This is a genomic window from Stappia sp. MMSF_3263 (assembly GCF_030733745.1).
Lineage (GTDB): Bacteria > Pseudomonadota > Alphaproteobacteria > Rhizobiales > Stappiaceae > Stappia.
The window spans coordinates 1-19,255 of sequence record NZ_JASHIK010000007.1 but is presented as its reverse complement, the minus strand read 5'-3'; the positions used below and the strand labels follow the sequence as shown (position 1 = coordinate 19,255).

The following is a 19,255-nucleotide window of genomic DNA, read 5'->3' as shown; positions in this document are numbered from 1 at the left end:
TTGCGCTCCATGCCCCTGCACCCGTCCGTGCCGAAAGGACCGCCCGGCATCTGGCCGGGCATGCCCTTACTGTGCCGGCGCCTCGGGCGTCGCCTGGCTTTCCTGTGCGGCGAGGCGCTTGGTCAGCTCCTCACGCACCAGGGTCACCATCTCCGTCGAGATCACGTCGCCCCACTGCTTGGCCGCCCCGATCGACAGCGCGCGCAGTTCCGGCTCGACCTTGGAATACTTCTGCCCCAACGGCGTCTTGTAGAACGCGGCCAGTTCCTTGAGCTCCTCGACGGTGAACCGCCGAGCCCAGACTTCATAGACGACCCGGTTCAGCTCCGGCCGGCGCTCGGCAAGCCCGAGGGCCGTCTCGTTCACGACCTCGTCGATCATCGCCGTGTTGGCCGGATTGTTCTGGATGAACAGCGTACGTGTCCGGTCGGCCATCAACGGCAGCACGTTGTCGAAAGCACGGATGGCGTTGGCGGAAGAGACCGCGTCGCGCGCCGCCGCGATATGCTCGTCGGTGAAGCCTTCCTGCGCGGTGAGCGGCTGGCCCAGCGACAGGACAAGCGCGAGGGCCGTTGCGGCAATCGTCGCGGTCTTCCGGCTATTTCGAAACATCGGGTACTCCATGGGCAAGTGATCGGGCAGCCGGCCATTGCGGCCGGGCGGCGCCGTCAGGTTATTCGGTCACCGGAACGAGGCGCTCGACCCCGGTTTTTCCGGCGAGATAGGCGGCATCCGCGATGCCGATGAAAAGTCCGTGCTCGACGACGCCCGGAATATCGAGCAACGCGCGCGACAGCGCCGCCGGATCGGTGATCTGGCGCATGTCGATGTCGAGAATATGGTGTCCGCCATCTGTGACGAAAGGCGTATCTCCGCCACGCAGCCAGATCGGCGCCTCGTAACCAAGTCCGGAAAGCGCGCGGGCAATCGCGTTGCGCGTCGAGGCAAGGCCGAACGGCACCACTTCCACCGGCAGGGGAAAGGCTCCAAGCGCCTCCACCTTCTTGCTCGCGTCGGCGATCACGATCATGCGAGTGGAGGCCGATGCCACGATCTTTTCACGCAGAAGCGCGCCGCCGCCGCCCTTGATCAGGCAGAGCCTGGCGTCGAGTTCGTCGGCGCCGTCAACGGTCAGGTCCAGCTCCGGGCAATCCTCGAGCGTCGTCAGCGGAACGTCCAGGTCCTGGCACAAAGCTGCGGTGCGCTCCGATGTCGGTACGCCGATGACCTCGAGCCCCTCCCTCACCTTCTCCGCCAGCGCGCGAACGAAATGTTCTGCAGTCGATCCCGTGCCGATGCCCAGACGCATGCCGTGACGAACCTCGTCAAGCGCCGCTTCGGCGGCCAGTCGCTTCAGGTCTTCGCTCATTCCGTTCCGTCTGTCCTTGAGGTTGCGGGGCCGACCACAGCCAGCGTCGCGCGGGTTTAGCATGGGAACCGCGCAAGGCAAAGAACCCCTCGACCGGCGCCAGCGCGGTTGCCCGCGCATGCGGCGAAAGTCGAAGGTTGCGCAATTACATCGTTAACCAACAGTTCAAGTAAATCTGCGACCCTTGAATGAAGAAAAAGCCAGAGTCCCTTGGGGAAGTTACGTCCTCGGAGAAAAAAATATGCGCCTGTTTCCGGCATCCCGTCGTAAAGTTATTGAAATAACTGATGTTCTGGAAGAGATCGAGGAGACCGGCGCGCCAACGGAGGCGCAGACGACCTCGCTCGGGCGAGACCATCAGACCTCCCTGACGCTCGACCTGATCGAATCCGACCTGCGCGCGGCCGCCGCCGGCATCGGCTCCGGCGCGGAGGAACTGCGGGAGCGGGTCGGCGAGCAGCTCCTGCTGCTCTCCGACATTCGCGGACATTCCGAAGCGCTGCGCTCCGAATCCCAGCATGCCGACGAAACCGCCCATCATCTGTCGCAATCGGTGGAAAGCCTGGTGGCGGCCAGCAACGAGATCGACACCCAGGTCCGCACCTCCGGCAAGCTTGCCGAGGAGGCCCGGCAGGTGGCCGACACCGCCAATGCCGGCATACAGGAACTGAAGACGGCGATCGACGACATCGCCAACGTGGTCCGCCTGATCTCCGATGTCGCCAAGCAGACCAACCTCCTGGCGCTGAACGCGACGATCGAGGCGGCGCGCGCCGGCGAAGCCGGCAGGGGGTTCGCCGTCGTCGCCAACGAGGTCAAGGCACTCTCGGTGGAAACCCAGACGGCGACCGACGAGATTGTCGCCAATATCGCCCGGCTGCAGCAGTCTGCCGAAGGCAGCATTCACGCCGTCGACCGCATCATCGGCGTTATCGGCGAGATCCTGCCCAGTTTCTCCGCCGTCGCGGAGGCCGTCGGCCAGCAGATGGAAACCTCGAAGTCGGTGGGCGAGACCGCGCGCCAGACGGCGGATTTCGTGCGCGCGGTGACCGACAAGGTTTCGACCATCGCCGCCGCCACCGACAGCGCCGAGCGCGCCGGCACGGCCGCCGGAAACGCCTCCAGCCAGATGCTGGCGCTCGGAACGAGCCTCAACAACCGCTTCACCATGATGATCCGGCAGACCACCATCGGCGACCGCCGCCACGACGACCGCCTGCCGGTCGAGATGACCGGTACGGTCACTCAGGGCGGCGCCCGCGTTCCGGTCAAGACGCGCGACATCTCCGCCGGCGGCGTGCTGCTGGTGCCGCAGGACGGTGCCGCCAATGGCTCGACCGGCCAGGCCACGGCCGATATCGACGGTCTCGGGCGCACGGCGTTGCGGATCGTCGCCGTCTCCGAAAACGGCATGCACTGCGCCTTTGAGGAGCCTGGCGAGGTTTTCACCGGCCGGCTTGTCGATGTGCTCGCCCGGGTGCGCGCCGAACTCAACCCGTCCATCGAATGCGCGCAGGACGGTGCCCGGCGGGTCATCGAGGCCATGGAAACGGCACTCCAGGGCAACGACCTGACGCTGGAAGACCTGTTCGACACCGATTACCAGCCGATCGAGGGCACCGACCCGCGCCAGGTGTCCAACCGGGCACTTGCGGTGCTCGACCGGATCTTGCCGCCGATCCAGGAAGACATTCTCGGCCGCGCCGACGGAACCGGCATGGCGTTCTGCGCCTCCGTCGACCGCAACGGCTACCTGCCGGTGCACAATCTCGTCTATTCCAAACCGCAGCGCGCGGGCGATCCGGCCTGGAACGCCGCAAACTGCCGCAACAGGCGCATCTTCGACGACCGCGCCGGTCTGAGCGCCGCCCGCAACACCCGCCCTTTCCTGGTGCAGACCTATCCGCGCGACATGGGCAACGGCACAATCATCTGGATGCGCGAGGTCGATGCCCCGATCGTCATCAACGACCGTCACTGGGGCGCCTTCCGCACGGCCTACAAACTTTAGACCGTCCGGATAGCCGGAAGTCTGCGGGGATACCGCCCGGCCACGCCGTGGTTCCCCGGCGCCGGTCTTGACCCTCGCACCGCACGACAAGCGCCTGTATAAGGCGCTGTCCGACCCCTGCGGAGCGCCCCCGATGTCTTCACCGGTTCTTCTCTTCGATCTCGACGGTACCCTCGTCGACACGAGCCACGATCTTGCCGCCGCGATCAACGCTGTGATGCGCGCCGAAGGCCACGACGAGATCAGCGTGGAACGCCTTGGCCATCTCTTCGGCCAGGGCGGACGGGCAATGCTGCGCAGGGCGCTCGCAGACAGCGGCGTGAGCGAACCGTCGCCAGAGACCATCGAGCGGCTCAACCGTGACTTCATCGCCTATTACCGCGCCGACATCGCCACCTTGAGCCGCCCCTTCCCCGGCGCCGTGGATGCGCTTGACACCTTGCGCGATGCCGGCTGGCAGATGGCCGTGTGCACCAACAAGACCGAGGTCGTCGCCCGCGAACTGCTTCGCGAACTGGCCCTGATCGACCGGTTTCGCACGGTGGTCGGCGCCGACACCTTTGCCCGTCCGAAGCCCGACGCAATGCCGCTTCTCGGGGCGATAGAGCAGAGCGGGGGCCGTGTTGCGGGATCGGTGATGATCGGCGACAGCCGAACCGACATCGACGCGGCGCGCGCCGCCGGGCTGCCGGTGGTCGCCGTCACCTTTGGCTACACCGACACGCCGGTCTCGGAACTGGGCCCCGATGCCGTCATCGACCATTTCGACCAGCTCGCAGAAGCGCTGGCCGGTCTTGCAGGCCGCTGACCGCAGGCTAAAAATCCGTAAGCAGCCGCGACCATGTCTCCGATGCGAAACCGCCCGCATAGAACTGCCCCTGTCGTGCCGCCTCATTGACGGCATCGCGCCGGCTGGCGATGCAAAAGAAGCCGCGGTGACGGAACGAAACGTGCCGATGGCGCTGCAGCGCCGTCATCAGGAACCGCTGGACCATGCCGCCGGCAAGCGCGTAGCCGGCAGCATCGAGTTCGGCATACAGGGCCGATACCGCGTCCGCCTCCCGTCTTTCGCGGCACAGCAGGTTGAGAACCGTCGCCTTTCCCCGGCCGTTGCCGCAATAGGCATAGACGGCCACGGGCTTCGCATCGCCGCCCGTCACCAGCCTCAGGTGCAAGGGGCCCAGGTGCCTGTTGCCGGCAACAAGTTCGCCAAGCCAGTCGAGTTCCGCCGCATCCCAGTCCGGATGGACCGTGAAACGCGGGAGCATTGACCCTGCGGCCGCAAGAAAACCCGCTCTGTCGGTTTCCTCGATACCGTATCCCGCGGGCATCTGCGCGCACAACGAAGGGCGTGCCTTGCGCAGGAGCGTGTCGGGAAGAGCGTAAGGAAGATACGCCAGCGCCCGTCCGGTGCGGCTGCGCCCCCGCTCAAGCCGCAGGGCAATGCTTCCCAGCGGCCGGAAGACGCGCGTCCAGTCGAGGCTGTGAATGGGCAGCACCTGCCCGCCCGCCACCCGCCAATGGTCGGCGCTGACCGCGCGGGCGGTGTCGGAGAACAGGAGATCGTGATTACGGGCCCTGAAATGACGGGACAACCAGGCAGCCCCCCGCTTGCCCTCTTTGCCATCCGCCATGAAGCTGCCCAACAACCGGCCGACGATCGGCTCCCCATCCGCCCGGAAGCGCATCGGCACGGACAGGATCGCCGCATGGATTTCCCCCGGTGGCGCCTCATAGACGAGGCTTCCCGTCTGCGGTGTCCAGTGAGGGCTGCCGAAGCACAACGTCTCCAGATACGCTTCCAGCCCGTCATCGGGCGCGCGAACACCGCCGCGAAACACCCTGGCGAACAAGTCCGCCACCGCGGACAGGTCCTGGCGCTGCATCGCCCGGCCCGCATGGCAACTCGTCAAGTCCCCGGACGTCGGCCCGTCCTTCGCATCCCGCAGCATCCTCGCTCCGCCATCCGGTTACCAGGGTCACACACGCATAGTTGTCGACACCACAATCTTTACACCCCAAGTTTAAACGGACGTTACGTCCGGCGCCGAAATTCGCGCCCAACAAAGCAAAAGGGGCGCGGTCGCCCGCGCCCCTTGCATGTTCTCCCGCCAGAGCCCGCGGCGGGTCAGGCTGCCCGGATATCGCTCAAGAACCCCTTGATGCGGTCACGCAGCGTATCCGACTGACGCGCCAGCGAGGTGGCCGCGGTCAGCAGAACCGTCGCGCTCTCGCCGGTTTCCGCGGCCCCGCGCGAAACATGCGACAAGGTCTCCGACACGTTCTGCGTGCCGCTTGCCACCTCGTGCACATTGCGGGCGATCTCGTTGGTCGCTCCGGATTGCTGCTCGACGGCGGCGGCGATTTCCGAGGAGATCAGGTTCATCTCGCCGATGACCTCGCCGATCCCCTCGATGGCTGTTGCAGCCTGGTTGGACACCGCCTGCATCGCCTGGATCTGCGTCGCGATTTCCTCGGTCGCCGACGCCGTCTGGTTGGCCAGGCTCTTCACTTCGGCGGCCACGACGGCAAACCCCTTGCCAGCCTCGCCCGCGCGGGCCGCCTCGATCGTCGCATTCAGCGCCAGAAGGTTGGTCTGCGCGGCGATGTCGTTGATCAGGCTGACGATCTGGCTGATCTTGTCGGTCGTCTGGACCAGGCTGTGCACCGTCGCATTGGTCTGCTGCGCGGCATCGGAAGCACGGCCGGCGATGCGGTTGGAGGTCTCCACCCGGTTGGCGATCTCGGCGATGGAGGAGGTCAGTTCCTCCGACGCCGCCGCGACGGAGCGCACGTTGACGGCCGATTCCTCGGACGCGGCGGCCGCCGCGGTGGCGCTTTGCGCGCTATCCTGCGAGGTGGCGGAAAGTTGCCGCGCCGTGCCTTCGACCTCGGCCGTGGCAGAGGTCACCGTCTCCAGCGCCGAGCTGACGTCGGCGCCGAACAGATCGATCATCCGGTCGACGGCCTCGACACGCCGCTGCTTGGCCGCCTGTTCGGCCTGCTGTGCCTGCTCAAGCCGCTCCCGCTCGATGCTGTTGGCCTTGAACACCTCGACGGCGGCGGCGATCGCACCGATCTCGTCGCGGCGCTCCAGGCCCGGCACTTCGATGGCAAGGTCGCCATCCGCGATCCGGCTCATCGCCGAGGTGATGCTGTTGAGCGGCAGCGCCAGCAGACGGCGGAACACGGTGCCAAGCGTCAGCAACATCACGGCGATGGCGATCAGCACCGCGACCAGGACCGTCTGACGGAATTCGGCCACTTCGGCATAGGCCACGTCGCGGTCGAGCGACATGCCCACATGCCAGTCGACGCCCGGCAGGCCCGGGATCGGCTCGAAGCGCACGAGCCGGTCGGAGCCCGCCGCGTCGCGTGCCGGCTGCAGGTCCCTGGACAGGGAAATCGTCTCGCCGGGGAACACCTCCGCCAGCGTCCTGGAGATCATCTCCGCCTTCGGATGAATGAGGATCTTGCCGGACGCGTCTGTGATGAAGAGATAGCCGAGCGGGCCGAGATCGGATTCCGCCAGCATGCGGCGCACGGTATCGATGGCGAAGTCACTGCCGACCACGCCGGCGACAGTTTCCCCGATCATGCGCGGCACCGCCACGGTGACCGTCAGTCCGCCGGACGTGGCATCGAGATAGGGTTCGGTGACCGTCGGCCCCTTCGCCGCCACCGCCGCCTCGTACCACGGCCGCTTGCGCGGATCGTAGCCTTCGGGCATCTCCGTCGACGGCCAGCTGATCATCGCGCCTTCGGAGGTGCCGTAATAGGTCATATCGAAGGTTGTAACGAGCGTGGGAAGATTGAATCGCTCGGGCATAACCTCCCTGTTCGGCAGATCCTTGAGCCCCTGTGCCGCCATTTCGGTGAGCAAAACCCGACCACCCAGCCAGGTCTCGACGCTGCGCGCCATCGCCTTGCCGAGAGTGGTCATGTTCTCAGTGACCTTTTCAGCCGTGCCGGCACGCTTCGCCACATCGTTGTAGAAGGCGAAGCCCGCGAACACGAACACGATCACCATCGTCGCCGCGGCAAGGATGCGGGTCATGAGTCCCTTGCCGCCGACTGACATCTTGCTGATTGGCATACGAAACTCTCCGTAAGATCACCGCGAAAAGACATCACGCGGAACAGATTTGCCGCAGATCTACGCCTGATTCGTAACCAAACAATTGAATACTCACTCTACGTCATCACGAACCAAAGGCGTGTATACACCACGCACCGCAATCGTCGCGCGCGTATCCGGGACGGCAAGCTTGAGCGAGCCTCTCCTGCAGGGGCCGAATACGTCGCGACGACGTGCTGGCGCCCGATGGCCACGCCGGGTGCCTGCCTTGCCTGCCGTGCCTGTTCGAAAACGTCATTTGCCTATTGCCTATCCCCCCGACCTATAATAGACCTCCGCCACCAGCCGACACGGCCAGGGCGATTAGCTCAGCGGGAGAGCACTCCCTTCACACGGGAGGGGTCACTGGTTCAATCCCAGTATCGCCCACCATTCCTTTGGTTCCCCTACAAAACCAACCGCTGCGGCCGGCCTTCGAGCAGGTCCGCACTCCGGATTCGCTTCGAGGAAGCGCATGCGCGCCCTGCGGCTTGCAGATGACGGCGCAACAACGTAACGCTACGGAACATATTGACCCGGCAGGCGACGGTGAAACAATGGGACCGCTCACGCTGCCGCACCTGCGTTCGCCCCGTTTCACAGGGGCACAAGGAATTTGCTGATGGACGACTCTCGCAAGAAGGCCCGCGTGAGAACGCTGAAACAGGGGCGCGTCGTACTCGCCGGAAAGGGCGGATTCGGGATCGACTGCCGCATCCTCAACATGTCCTCGAAGGGTGCCCGCTTGAAGCTGGAGACGCCGCTGGTCACAGACGGCACAGTCGAGCTTGTCTTCCTTCCCGAGAACATTCGCGCCGAACTCACCATCATCTGGCGCAAGGACAACGAGATCGGCGTGGAATTCGCCGAGCCCATCACCTGGATGAAGAATCTCGACTGAGCTTCCCGCCCTCCGGCCCCGCACGCCCGATGCCGGCAAGCAGGTTTCGATAGGCCGCATGCGTACTCGGCGCGGCGGTCCGCGTCAGGTAGGATAGCAGTTCCCTCCCCTCCAGCACGTCCGAGACAAAGGCGTTGGCGAAGGCCTCCGCCGTATGGCCGACCGTCAGGGAAGGCCCGGATACGGCCGGAAAGCGGTTGTAATAGCCCCGCGAGCGCCCGCCGCCTTCAAGGTCGTAGACGGCCCCGATAAAGTCCCCGACGGTTGCCAGCGCATAGGCCATCAGCCGCGCGGTCTCGCGGGCCTGCCGGCTGCGCCTCGGATCTTGCCCCGCAACCTCAATTGGCGTCATTCGTTCGGCGAGGTCCCGCAGCGCCTCGCGCGGCGCGCCGTCGTGCCAGGTCCGTGCGAAGGTCGCCGCCGCCATGGCATGCGGCAGCGTGCGCAGCAGAACCGCACGCGCCCCGGCGGGAAAGCGGCACAATCCACCGGCTCCCCCGCATCCCCTCTGGCGCTTCGGCAGCCGGTGTTCGGCGGCGATACGCGCGCCAAGCCGGGCCCGGTCGCGGCGGATCGCCGGCGCCAGCGCAATCGAGCGCGCCCTCGCCACGCCTCGCCCGTGCATGTCGATGGCATGTCCGATTTCGTGGGCGAACACGCCGAGCCAGACCTTTCCCTCCGCCGTGCACTCCCAGCGCGGCGGCGCCACCACATAGTGGTGCTCAGGCCTGTACATTCCGCGCGCGCCGGCGAAATACTTGCGCCGGACAGGCGGTGTGGCATTGAAGGCGCGGACCGCGTCCGGATGAGCGCTCGCGGCGAGGTCCTTCACATAGCGTCGCTCGAACGGCGTCCGCATAGCGAAGCCGGCATGGGTTCGTTCGGACAAGCCCCCTCGCCGCCCCCTTCATCGACGGCCCATCATTGCCGACAAGGGATTGAGCATGCGTTCACCGCTCATCGACGGCGGCGGCCATGACATTTTGTTGAAGCGCACCCCGTTTATTTCATGATTTCAGCCATAAGCTGCATTCACATGTATTCAAAGCCAAATTTATTTGACAAGCCTGATGGGCGCTCACAAACTAAACGGAACAAGAAGCATAAGCCTTCCAGACGTCTACAGATCGGGCGCAGCGCATGACGGCACAGACCGGCACCACTGAAAAACAATCGGTGGCTCTAATCCTTTTGGATCAGTTTTCGCTGATCGCCTTCACCTCGACCATCGAGCCGATCCGCATCGCCAACAGGGTGCTCGGCGACGAGTTCTATTCCTGGAAGACCTATTCGGTCGACGGCAACACCGTGCAGGCGAGCAACGGCTGCTACATGTCGGTCAATGGCGCCATCGCCGACATCGAGGACGCCGACATCACCCTGATCTGTTCCGGGGTCGACGTTGAGCGCATTCCGCTGCCCAAGGAGCTCGGCACCAAGCTGCGCAAGCTCAACGCGCGCGGGCGCACCTATGGCGCGGTCTGCACCGGGTCCTACGTACTGGCCCGCTACCACCTTCTCGACGGCCGTCGCTGCACCATCCACTGGGAGAACCTGCGCTCCTTCCGCGAGGAATTCCCCGAGATCGAGGTGTCCGGCGACCTCTTCGCCATCGACCGCAACTGCATCACCTGCGCCGGCGGCATGGCTGCGCTCGACATGATGCTGCGCGTCATCGCCATCCAGCACGGCGCCTATCTGGCGCATGAGGTGGCCGAAGTCGCGCTCTACCAGAACATGCGCTCCGGCGAGAGCGCGCAGCGTCACGACCTGGAGAGCCGTACCGGCATCTCCAACGTCAAGATCCTCGACGCGATCCGCATCATGGACCTGCATATCGAGGACCCGCTCTCCTGCCAGCAGCTGGCGATGACGGTGAACCTCAGCCCGCGCCAGCTCGAACGGCTGTTCCGCCGCCATTTCGACTGCACCCCGGGCCAGTACTATCTAAAACTCCGGCTGGAAACGGCCCGCGACCTGCTCCGCCGCACCAACCGCGCGGTGCTCGACGTGGCGATAGCCTGTGGCTTTGCATCGACCTCGCATTTCACCAAGTGCTACCGGGAGCGCTACAACTGCACCCCGACCGAGGAGCGACAGTCCTATTTCTGGGCGCAGGGCGGACGCAAGGCGCCCATGCGAGGTGCCGCCGCGCGTCTCGTGACGGTCAGCTGACACGACAAACCTTCGCTGCCGGCACCCGCAAAACGAGGACGCCTGGACGGCCTAGGTAGTCATGCGGAGGCAGAGCTGCGCCGGCACCGACCGGCCGCTTGCGATTACCCTCGCTCCATCTCTCATGAAACCCCAAGTTGTTGCACTGGCTTGCGAATTGGCAGCCCGACAGGGCCTGGGCGTGTGCGTCACACAGGCTGAGCACCTGGCATCAATCCAGCGTTCCGCGACGTCGAAGGCCGTTCTTGAAAGGTCCTGTTAAGCCTGTTTTTGACTTCAGCTTCGAATCTTCTTCCTTCGTGCTCTAGTCGAGAACCGCAACCAGAGCGTTCCCAGAACAGGACCTCCAAGTGAACCATTTCATCCGGGACGACAGTTCTGAAAGAAGCGTGCTGAAGCACCTTTTGGCCACCGTGCACCAGGGCATCACGGTGCTGGATCCCGACCTGCGGCTGGTGCTGGCCAATGAAACGGCCAGACGGTTGCTCGACCTGCCCGTCGACCTCATCGAACGCATGGCCAGCTTCGAGGAATTCATTCGTTTCAACGCCGAGCGCGGGGACTATGGTCCCGGCGACGTGGAGACGCTCGTCCAGGACCGGGTGGCGCTTGCCCGCCGGTGCGAGGCGCATGACTTCGAGCGTCACCGCCCGGACGGCACCGTCCTGCGGGTTCAGGGAACCCCGATGCCCGATGGCGGCTTCGTCACGATCTACACCGACGTGACCGAGGCTCATCACAGGGAAATCGCGGATGCCGAAAAGCGCGACCTGCTCGAGGAGCGACTGGAAGAACGCACCGTCGAACTGCGCAAGGGTCACGACTTGCTGGTCAACGCGGTCAATGCGGTCAATGACGGCCTTGTCGTCGTCGATATGCAGGGCCGCATCATCCTCACCAACGAGACCTTCGATGCCCTGTTTCCAAGCAAGCGGAGCTGGGCCGCGGAAGGTGCCGACATTGTCACCATGATGCAGCGCTTCGGCCCGGCCGGCCTGGCGGAGGCCCTTGAGGGGCTGGAGATCGATCCCGAGACGCCGTGCGAGTTCCGCATGGCCAAGGACAGATGGTACCGCGTCAGCAGGCGCGCCACCGGCGGGAACGGGATGGTTACCTACAAGTTCGCTGACGTGACGACATTCAAGAACCAGCACCGCGCGCTGCAACGGCACACCGACAAGCTCGTGAAGATGCTGCGCGATGAGCAGAAAATCAACGAGATGCAGCGCGAGTTCGTGTCGATGGCCTCGCACGAGTTTCGCACCCCGCTCGCCATCATCGACAGCAACGCCCAACGCCTGAAGCGCGGCCTCGACCGTCTCGCCGACACGGCGGCCGAAGCGGTACTGGACACGGACGCGGTCACCAAGCGTCTCGCCAACATCCGGGAATCGGTCGACCGGATGCAGTATCTGATCAACCGCTTCCTGAGTTTCTCCCAGCACCAGTCGGGTGCGCTTGAGATCAAACCGGAGCCCGCCCCGCTCAAGGAACTCATCCGGCGTGTCTGCACGCGCCAGCAGAGCGTCTGCACCACCCATCGCATCGACACCGATCTTGCCGGCCTGCCGGACAGTGCAACGATCGACGCCCGCCTTGTCGAGCAATGCGTGAGCAACATCCTGTCCAATGCCATCAAGTATTCTCCCGGCAAGGCCAGCATCCGCGTCGAGGGGCTGACCGACGGCCGCTTCGCCGTCATCCGCTTCGTGGACCAGGGGGTCGGCATCCCCGAGAACGAGATCCCGAAGATCTTCAATCGCTACTATCGTGCTTCCACCTCCAGCGGCATTCCTGGAACCGGAATCGGGCTGAACATGACGGAGATGATCATCTCGGAACACCGGGGTCAGCTGCTCGTCACCAGCCAGGTCGGACGAGGCACGGTCGTGGAGATCCGCCTTCCCCATCATGGGGAAACCACCGGCACCCCCCTCTCAGGCGAGGCCGTGACATGACCAAGAAAAAGATACTCTGCATCGAGGACGAGACGCTTCTGCTCGAGGACCTGCGGGAAGAACTCGAGGAGGCCGGCTACGAGGTTCTCACGGCCTCCAACGGCAAGGAAGGGCTGGAGCGCCTCGCCGCCCAGACGCCGGATCTGATCATCTGCGACGTGATGATGCCCAACATGAGCGGCCCCGAGGTTCTGGAGCGCATCCGCAAGGACCTGCCGCACCTGACGCGCGTGCCCTTCATCTTCCTGACCGCCCTCGCCACCCGCGAGGACATCATCCAGGGCAAGAAGCTTGGCGCCGACGACTATCTGACCAAGCCGCTCGACTTCGACATGCTGCTGGCGACGCTCGAAACGCGGCTGAAGGAAGTCGAGCGCATCAGCCTGGCGCACAAGACGCAGCTGATGCAGATCGAGAAAGCCGTGCGCCAGTCGCGCGAGGCGCACAAGCGCCCGCTTCGCGTCTCGATCGTCAGCGGCATGCCGAAGGTCACGGAACCGATCCGCGCCGCTCTGGAGGAACTGGGATGCGAGGTGACCCTCGTCCCGGAAGAGAAACTGAAGACGAAGAGCCTCGACATCGGGTCGCAGGACCTCGTGTTTCTCGTCTACAGCAAGATCGTCCACTTCTTCCTGCAATACATGACCAACTCGGGCGTACGCCCGAAGCAGGGAAAGATCGTCCTGCTGGCACCGCCGCACATGACGGACGGCGTCCGCAGCGGCCTGGCGGAAACCGGGGTCGACGAGTTCATCGAGTATCCCTATCGGCCGGTCGACATCTTCAAGCTGGTGATGGGCTGCCTGCAGCCGGCGTGACGGATCCCCGTTGACCGGCATCGCCTTGTCGCCGGCGATGCCGGAAACCGCACCGTATCTCCTGCCTGCACGGCGCCGGCACCCTTCGGCCCGTGGCCGTGTCCGGCGATGATGGGGACCCGCGCCTTCCGCATCTTGTCACTGCCACTTTTCGTCATCATTTCCGTTGATGTTTTCAGTTCAAATGTTTTCAGCTCAAATGACTTTCCAGAAAACAAAACCATTTGCCGCCAATATGCCAGCTGGATATGTTGGCTTGAGGCCATACTGAAAGCAATGAAATGAAAAATTTTCAAAGCCTGCTTGGCAGCCTCAGGTTTGCAATTCAGGAATCCTTTATTGCACTCATCCCCTATCTGACATTAAGCGCGATACTGATCCTGGCCCACAGCGCACTACTGGCGCTGGCACCCAAGTGGCGCCACCTTCCACGACTTGAAACCCTATCGATTTTCACTCGGCAGCTGTTTCCACTGCTCCTTGCCCTGTCGGTCTCCTACCACGTCTCCTTTCTCTTCAACACGAACCGCGCCATCGGGTCCGGTCTTTCGATACTCGTCTTCCTGGTCGATGCCTATGGAGTCCGGACCGAAAGCGAATTCTACATTGCGCCATCGGGCATGCTGACATCTCTTGTCGCGCCGATCGTCGCCCACACGATCTTTCATCATGTCCAGCGGTTCAATCGCAAGCTCGTCGACGAGACCCTGGTCGGAGGCAATCTGGCGCAGATCCTCAACCTTCTGGCCCCCTTCCTCGTTGCCTTCCTCTTCAGCCTCGCACTCCTTCACGCCGGTCGCGGGTTTCTTGCCGACATAACTCAATGGGTACCGCTGCGCATCGACGACATTCCCGAATTCACTGGCCTGTCGATCTTCGTGATCGTGAACCAGATCATCTGGTTCATCGGCCTGCACGGAAACAATGTCCTCAACCTGGTGGTGAGCCCCGACTATCTGGGCGGCGAGGTCGCAAGCGGATTGAGCCGCATCAACCTGATCAATCTCTTTGTCGGCTTCGGCGGATCCGGCGCTGCGATCTCGATCGCCTTGGCAGTCCTCATCGCCTCTCGTGACCGGCACATGCGGATCATCGCGGTTGCGGGCCTGCCTTTCACCTTCTTCAACATATCCGAGATCATCGTCTACGGCCTGCCGGTGGTCTTCAACCTGCGTCTCTTCTGGCCCTTCCTGCTCGTCCCCTTCGCCAATCTCGCCATCGCCTATCCGCTTGTCGTTCTCGGCGGCATCGGCTTCATCGCCTCGGAGGCGTCGTGGATCACCCCCATCGGCGTCAACGCCCTGATCAGGGGCGAAGGAATTTCGGCTCTCCTCCTGCAGGGCGCTCTCCTGACGATGAGCACGGCTCTCTACATTCCCTTCGTGCGCCGCTTCGGCCAGTCGCAAAACGTTCCGGAATTGCGCAGCCTGCTCGGCGAGACATTGAATATCGACGAACGCTTCCGCCGCCAGCAGGCCAAGAATTTCCAGTCGATGCAGGGCAAGATCCTCAAGGCCCACTGGGACGCCAGGACCGCCATTGACGACCTGCGCCAGGGCGAGCTCACGCTTTTTTATCAACCGTTGATCTGCACGCAGACCCACCACTGCGTCGGCTTCGAGGCGCTGATGCGCTTCCGGCGCAAGGACGGCACGATTTCCGGCCCCTATTTCCTCTCAGCGCTGGAAGACGCGGGCTTTGCCAGCATTGTCGACCGTTGGGTGTGCACCCGTGCGGCGGAAGACATCGCATCCATTGCCGAGGTCGCCCCGCAGATCCGGGTCAGTCTCAACCTGCATCCCGATACGTTGACCGACAGGGGCTTTGTCGACTGGTTGATCGAGAAACTGGCAGGACAGCGTGTCACGATCGAAATCATAGAGCGCGGCATCCGGGAATCCAGCGAACTGGTGCCGAACCTGCAGCGTCTGAACGAGGCCGGCATGTCCATTTCCATCGACGATTTCGGTGCCGGTTACTCCAATCTCTCCGGCCTCACCAATTTTCCCGTGGGAACCATCAAGTTCGACAAGAAACTGCTCGACAACACGGCGACCGAGCGCGGCCGCATGCTCTACTCCACGCTGGCCGGCCTGTGCCGCGACCTTGGTTACTCCGTCGTCGCGGAGGGCGTGGAGGATGCCGAGCAGAACCGTCTGATGGGAGAGTTCGGCGTCAACATCGTCCAGGGCTGGCATTTCGCCAAGGCCATGCCGCGTGAGGATGCCCTGGCCTTCGCTCTCAGGCAGAACCGTCCGGAAGCCGCGTTGCCGGCATAGACAGCCGCGCACGAACCGGTTCACGCCCTTGCGCGGACATACGAAAGGCGCGGACCATAGCGGACCCGCGCCTTTCGCTCTTGTCGCTTCGCAACGGCAGGCACACCGGACACAGGCGTCCGCGCGCCGTGCCCTGCCCTCAGTGCAGGATCTGGCTGAGGAACAGCTTGGTGCGCTCATGCTGCGGATTGGTGAAGAACGGCTCGGGCTCGTTCTGCTCGACGATCTGACCCGCATCCATGAAAATGACGCGGTTGGCCACCTGACGGGCGAATCCCATTTCGTGGGTGACGCAAAGCATGGTCATGCCCTCCTCGGCAAGACCGACCATCACGTCGAGCACTTCCTTGATCATCTCCGGATCGAGCGCCGAGGTCGGCTCGTCGAACAACATGATCTTGGGGCTCATGCACAGCGAACGGGCGATCGCGACGCGCTGCTGCTGCCCCCCGGACAGCTGCCCCGGATACTTGCTCGCCTGCTCGGGGATCTTCACCCGCTCCAGGTAGTGCATGGCGATTTCCTCGGCCTTGGCCTTGGGCATCTTGCGCACCCAGATCGGCGCCAGCGTGCAGTTTTCCAGAATCGTCAGATGCGGAAAGAGATTGAAGTGCTGGAAGCACATGCCGACCTCGCGGCGGATCTCGTCGATCTTCTTGAGATCGTCCGTGAGTTCGATCCCGTCGACGACGATGGAACCCTTCTGGTGCTCCTCAAGCCGGTTGATGCAGCGGATCATCGTCGACTTGCCCGACCCCGAGGGGCCGCAGATCACGATGCGCTCGCCGCGCATGACCTTCAGGTTGATGTCGCGCAGCACGTGGAAATCCCCGTACCACTTGTTCATGTTGGTGATCTCGATGGCCACATCCGTGTCCGACACCGTCATCTTGCTGCGGACGGCGCGGATGTCTTCGGCCTCGACTGCGTTCTCGCTCATGTCACTTGCTCCAAATTCGAATGTCGGTCGCTCCGGGGTCCGCACGCGTCAGCGCGCGTGACCGGTATGCAGGCGGCGCTCCATGTAGATGGAGTAGCGCGACATGCCGAAGCAGAAGATCCAGAAGACGAAGGCGGCGAAGATGAAGCCCGTCGCCGGCGTGTTGGGTGAGGCCCAGTTGGAGTCCGAGAAGTTCAGCGTCACGATGCCGAGCAGGTCGAACAACCCGATGATCAGCACCAGGCTCGTATCCTTGAACAGGCCGATGAAGGTGTTGACGATGCCGGGGATGACCAGTTTCAGCGCCTGCGGCATGATCACCAGACCGATGCCCTGCCAGAAGGACAGGCCCATCGCGTCGGCAGCCTCGTACTGCCCCTTGGGGATCGCCTGCAAGCCGCCGCGCACCACCTCGGCCATATAGGCGGAGGCAAACAGTGCGACGCCGATCAGCGCCCTGAGCAGCTTGTCGAAATTGACGCCGTCAGGAAGGAACAGAGGCAGCATCACCGAGGACATGAACAGCACGGTGATCAACGGCACGCCGCGCCAGAACTCGATGAAGATCACCGAGATCAGCTTCACCGCCGGCAGCTTCGACCGGCGCCCGAGAGCCAGGACGATACCCAGCGGGAACGAGGCAACGATGCCGACGATGGCAACCACCAGGGTCACCAGCAACCCGCCCCACAGCTGCGTTTCGACATAAACGAGCCCGAAGTCGAAGGACACCACGCCAAAGACGAGCGCCAACGCGGCCCCTCCGGACAAGACCGCGGTCAGCGGTCCGGTGAGCGGGATGCCGGCGTTCATGCACACCATCGTCGTCACGGCCAGAAGAACGCCACCGATGATCGCAAAACCAAGCCAGAAGGTGCCGGAAATATCCACATTGCCGCCGGTCAGCAATATGAAGCCGACAATCGGGAAGACGACCAGCAGGTAGATCACCGTCTCCCGCTTGAACGGCACCTGCGGGATCGCCGCCGGCACCAGGCCGGCGATCAAAAGGAGGCCGGTCAGGTCCACCCGCCAGCGCTCCGGATCCGGATAGCGGCCATACATGAACTGACCGAACTTGGCATAGACGAAGGCCCAGCAGGCTCCAGCGCCTTCGGCGATGCAGGCATCGCGGCCGGTGCCGGTCCAGACCGCGTCGATGAACAGCCAGTTGATGACCGGCGGCAGGATCAGCGCCAGGATGGCGATGCCGACAATCGTCAGGATCGAGTTTGCGACGCTGTCGAACAGATTGTCCCGTGCCCAGCCGATCACACCGGTCTTGGTCACCGGCGGCGGCAGGCGGGGCGCTTCGTCCTTGCGCAAGTAGGCGATCTTGTTGGTGGTCATCGCCCTACCTCTCCACCAGCGCCATGCGCGCGTTGTACCAGTTCATGAAGCCCGAGGTGAGCAGCGACAGGGTGAGGTAGACGAGCATCGTGATGATAATCACCTCAACGGCCTGGCCGGTCTGGTTGAGCACCGTTCCCGCGAACACCGCGACCAGATCGGGATAACCGATCGCGACCGCGAGCGAGGAGTTCTTGGTCAGGTTCAGATACTGGCTGGTCAGCGGCGGAATGATCACCCGCATCGCCTGCGGGATGACGACGAGTTGCAGCGTGCGCCGCGGCCGAAGACCGAGCGAGAACGCTGCTTCCGTCTGGCCGTGCGAGACGGCCAGGATGCCGGCACGCACGATCTCCGCGATGAAGGCGGCGGTGTAGAGCGACAGGCCGAGCAAAAGCGCCATGAATTCCGGGTTGACGACGACGCCGCCACGGAAGTTGAAGCCCTTGAGCTCCGCATAGGCGAGTTCCACCGGCATGCCGGCCAGCAGGAAGGCCAGCAGCGGCAGGCCAAGGATCAGGCCGAGGCCGACAAAGCCGCTGGGGAACTGCTTGCCCGTCGCCAACTGGCGCTTGCGCGCCCAGCGGGACAGGCCGAAGGCGCCGGCGATGGCGGCGATCAGCGCGTAGCCGATCAGCGAGGATCCCGGTTGACCGACAATCTCCGGCAGGATCAGGCCGCGATTGTTGAGGAACACCCCGGACATCGGTTCCAGCGACTGGCGCGGCGACGGCAGCACCGACAGCACGGCCTTGTACCAGAACAGCAGCTGCAGCAGCAGCGGGATGTTGCGCAGCAACTCGACATACCAGGTCGCGAGTTGGCGAATGACGAAATTCTTGGAGAGCCGCGAGATGCCGACGATAAAGCCGAGCACCGTGGCGATCACGATACCGATCGCGGCGACCAGCAGCGTGTTCAGCAGGCCCACGAGGAAGGCGCGGAAATAGCTGCTGTCATTCGTGTACTGGACCAGCGTCTGCGAGATATCGAAGCCGGCGCGCTCGGAGAGAAACCCGAGTCCGGAAGCGATCCCAGCGCGTTCCAGGTTGATCTTCGCGTTGTAGGCGAAGAAGGCAAGCATCCCGAAAAGGAAAGCGACGACGAGCACCTGGAAGACCACACCGCGCACGCGCGGATTGTAGAACCAGGATGTACCCGATGCGCCGCCCGTTTGCTCGCCAAAGGCAGAGCTCGCAGGTGTCATGTCAGACAAGTTCCCCTCGCCCGGACCGGCTGTCTTCAGCCTGATCCGTAAAACCAACCCGCTTTGCGGGCGTGCCCGGCCCGGTTTGTCCAGGCTCGGTTTTCACTGAAAAATCGGCCCGGCGCATCAT

The 19,255-nt window shown here is 63.8% G+C and carries 15 protein-coding genes and 1 tRNA gene; 8 read left to right on the top strand and 8 right to left on the bottom strand.

Going from position 1 to position 19,255, the window contains the following annotated elements:
• Nucleotides 1-66: 66 nt before the first annotated feature.
• Together RBB46_RS09685 and rpiA are read right to left on the bottom strand one after the other, a co-directional pair.
• The gene (locus tag RBB46_RS09685) at nt 67-612 is read right to left on the bottom strand and encodes a DUF2059 domain-containing protein (protein WP_306028775.1); all 546 of its coding nucleotides are present in this window, start codon (nt 610-612) and stop codon (nt 67-69) included.
• A gap of 61 nt (nt 613-673) precedes the next feature.
• Nucleotides 674-1,369, bottom strand: a complete 696-nt coding sequence (gene rpiA, locus RBB46_RS09680) for a ribose-5-phosphate isomerase RpiA (RefSeq protein WP_306028774.1) — start codon at nt 1,367-1,369, stop codon at nt 674-676.
• Between the two features lie 241 nt (nt 1,370-1,610).
• Between rpiA and RBB46_RS09675 the strand changes: the two genes are divergently transcribed.
• On the top strand, nt 1,611-3,380 hold the full coding sequence (locus tag RBB46_RS09675) for a methyl-accepting chemotaxis protein (RefSeq protein WP_306028773.1): 1,770 nt from the start codon (nt 1,611-1,613) through the stop codon (nt 3,378-3,380).
• 133 nt (nt 3,381-3,513) lie between these two features.
• A complete protein-coding gene (gene gph / locus RBB46_RS09670; RefSeq protein ID WP_306028772.1) occupies nt 3,514-4,188 on the top strand; it encodes a phosphoglycolate phosphatase in 675 nt (224 codons plus the stop codon).
• A 7-nt stretch (nt 4,189-4,195) separates the two neighbouring features.
• Here the strand turns inward: gph and RBB46_RS09665 are convergent, their stop codons facing one another.
• Together RBB46_RS09665 and RBB46_RS09660 are read right to left on the bottom strand one after the other, a co-directional pair.
• On the bottom strand, nt 4,196-5,332 hold the full coding sequence (locus tag RBB46_RS09665; RefSeq protein ID WP_306028771.1) for a GNAT family N-acetyltransferase: 1,137 nt from the start codon (nt 5,330-5,332) through the stop codon (nt 4,196-4,198).
• A gap of 176 nt (nt 5,333-5,508) precedes the next feature.
• Nucleotides 5,509-7,476 carry a methyl-accepting chemotaxis protein gene (locus RBB46_RS09660; protein ID WP_306028770.1) on the bottom strand — a complete coding sequence of 656 codons (1,968 nt, stop codon included), beginning with the start codon at nt 7,474-7,476 and terminating at the stop codon, nt 5,509-5,511.
• Between the two features lie 339 nt (nt 7,477-7,815).
• Between RBB46_RS09660 and RBB46_RS09655 the strand changes: the two genes are divergently transcribed.
• Nucleotides 7,816-7,890, top strand: a tRNA-Val gene (locus RBB46_RS09655).
• 229 nt (nt 7,891-8,119) lie between these two features.
• The gene (locus RBB46_RS09650) at nt 8,120-8,398 is read left to right on the top strand and encodes a PilZ domain-containing protein (protein ID WP_306028769.1); all 279 of its coding nucleotides are present in this window, start codon (nt 8,120-8,122) and stop codon (nt 8,396-8,398) included.
• On the opposite strand, the gene RBB46_RS09645 is transcribed toward RBB46_RS09650, so the two are convergent.
• Nucleotides 8,373-9,287 (bottom strand): hypothetical protein, encoded by a 915-nt coding sequence (locus RBB46_RS09645; protein ID WP_306028768.1) that lies wholly within the window; start codon nt 9,285-9,287, stop codon nt 8,373-8,375. The genes RBB46_RS09650 and RBB46_RS09645 overlap by 26 nt on opposite strands.
• A gap of 251 nt (nt 9,288-9,538) precedes the next feature.
• Between RBB46_RS09645 and RBB46_RS09640 the strand changes: the two genes are divergently transcribed.
• From RBB46_RS09640 to RBB46_RS09625, 4 genes are all read left to right on the top strand, one after another.
• Nucleotides 9,539-10,573: a GlxA family transcriptional regulator gene (locus RBB46_RS09640; protein WP_306028767.1), complete on the top strand. Its 1,035-nt coding sequence runs from the start codon at nt 9,539-9,541 to the stop codon at nt 10,571-10,573.
• Nucleotides 10,574-10,923: 350 nt separating this feature from the next.
• A complete protein-coding gene (locus RBB46_RS09635; protein WP_306028766.1) occupies nt 10,924-12,531 on the top strand; it encodes a PAS-domain containing protein in 1,608 nt (535 codons plus the stop codon).
• Nucleotides 12,528-13,349 (top strand): response regulator transcription factor, encoded by an 822-nt coding sequence (locus RBB46_RS09630; RefSeq protein WP_306028765.1) that lies wholly within the window; start codon nt 12,528-12,530, stop codon nt 13,347-13,349. The genes RBB46_RS09635 and RBB46_RS09630 overlap by 4 nt, the downstream gene beginning before the upstream one ends.
• A gap of 281 nt (nt 13,350-13,630) precedes the next feature.
• A complete protein-coding gene (locus RBB46_RS09625) occupies nt 13,631-15,628 on the top strand; it encodes an EAL domain-containing protein (RefSeq protein WP_306028764.1) in 1,998 nt (665 codons plus the stop codon).
• A 139-nt stretch (nt 15,629-15,767) separates the two neighbouring features.
• Here RBB46_RS09625 and RBB46_RS09620 read toward each other — a convergent pair whose 3' ends face one another.
• From RBB46_RS09620 to RBB46_RS09610, 3 genes are read right to left on the bottom strand one after another with little or no spacing between them, the layout of a single operon-like run.
• Nucleotides 15,768-16,568: an amino acid ABC transporter ATP-binding protein gene (locus RBB46_RS09620; RefSeq protein WP_306028763.1), complete on the bottom strand. Its 801-nt coding sequence runs from the start codon at nt 16,566-16,568 to the stop codon at nt 15,768-15,770.
• A 48-nt stretch (nt 16,569-16,616) separates the two neighbouring features.
• Complete coding sequence (locus tag RBB46_RS09615; protein ID WP_306028762.1) at nt 16,617-17,918, bottom strand: amino acid ABC transporter permease; 1,302 nt, start codon at nt 17,916-17,918, stop codon at nt 16,617-16,619.
• A gap of 4 nt (nt 17,919-17,922) precedes the next feature.
• On the bottom strand, nt 17,923-19,125 hold the full coding sequence (locus RBB46_RS09610) for an amino acid ABC transporter permease (RefSeq protein ID WP_306028761.1): 1,203 nt from the start codon (nt 19,123-19,125) through the stop codon (nt 17,923-17,925).
• Between the last annotated feature and the right edge of the window lie 130 nt (nt 19,126-19,255).

Coding starts and splice junctions, on each gene's coding strand:
- RBB46_RS09685 (WP_306028775.1), bottom strand. CDS start 612: ATGTTTCGAAATAGCCGGAAGACCGCGACGATTGCCGCAACGGCCCTC.
- rpiA (WP_306028774.1), bottom strand. CDS start 1,369: ATGAGCGAAGACCTGAAGCGACTGGCCGCCGAAGCGGCGCTTGACGAG.
- RBB46_RS09675 (WP_306028773.1), top strand. CDS start 1,611: ATGCGCCTGTTTCCGGCATCCCGTCGTAAAGTTATTGAAATAACTGAT.
- gph (WP_306028772.1), top strand. CDS start 3,514: ATGTCTTCACCGGTTCTTCTCTTCGATCTCGACGGTACCCTCGTCGAC.
- RBB46_RS09665 (WP_306028771.1), bottom strand. CDS start 5,332: ATGCTGCGGGATGCGAAGGACGGGCCGACGTCCGGGGACTTGACGAGT.
- RBB46_RS09660 (WP_306028770.1), bottom strand. CDS start 7,476: ATGCCAATCAGCAAGATGTCAGTCGGCGGCAAGGGACTCATGACCCGC.
- RBB46_RS09650 (WP_306028769.1), top strand. CDS start 8,120: ATGGACGACTCTCGCAAGAAGGCCCGCGTGAGAACGCTGAAACAGGGG.
- RBB46_RS09640 (WP_306028767.1), top strand. CDS start 9,539: ATGACGGCACAGACCGGCACCACTGAAAAACAATCGGTGGCTCTAATC.
- RBB46_RS09630 (WP_306028765.1), top strand. CDS start 12,528: ATGACCAAGAAAAAGATACTCTGCATCGAGGACGAGACGCTTCTGCTC.
- RBB46_RS09625 (WP_306028764.1), top strand. CDS start 13,631: ATGAAAAATTTTCAAAGCCTGCTTGGCAGCCTCAGGTTTGCAATTCAG.
- RBB46_RS09620 (WP_306028763.1), bottom strand. CDS start 16,568: ATGAGCGAGAACGCAGTCGAGGCCGAAGACATCCGCGCCGTCCGCAGC.
- RBB46_RS09615 (WP_306028762.1), bottom strand. CDS start 17,918: ATGACCACCAACAAGATCGCCTACTTGCGCAAGGACGAAGCGCCCCGC.
- RBB46_RS09610 (WP_306028761.1), bottom strand. CDS start 19,125: ATGACACCTGCGAGCTCTGCCTTTGGCGAGCAAACGGGCGGCGCATCG.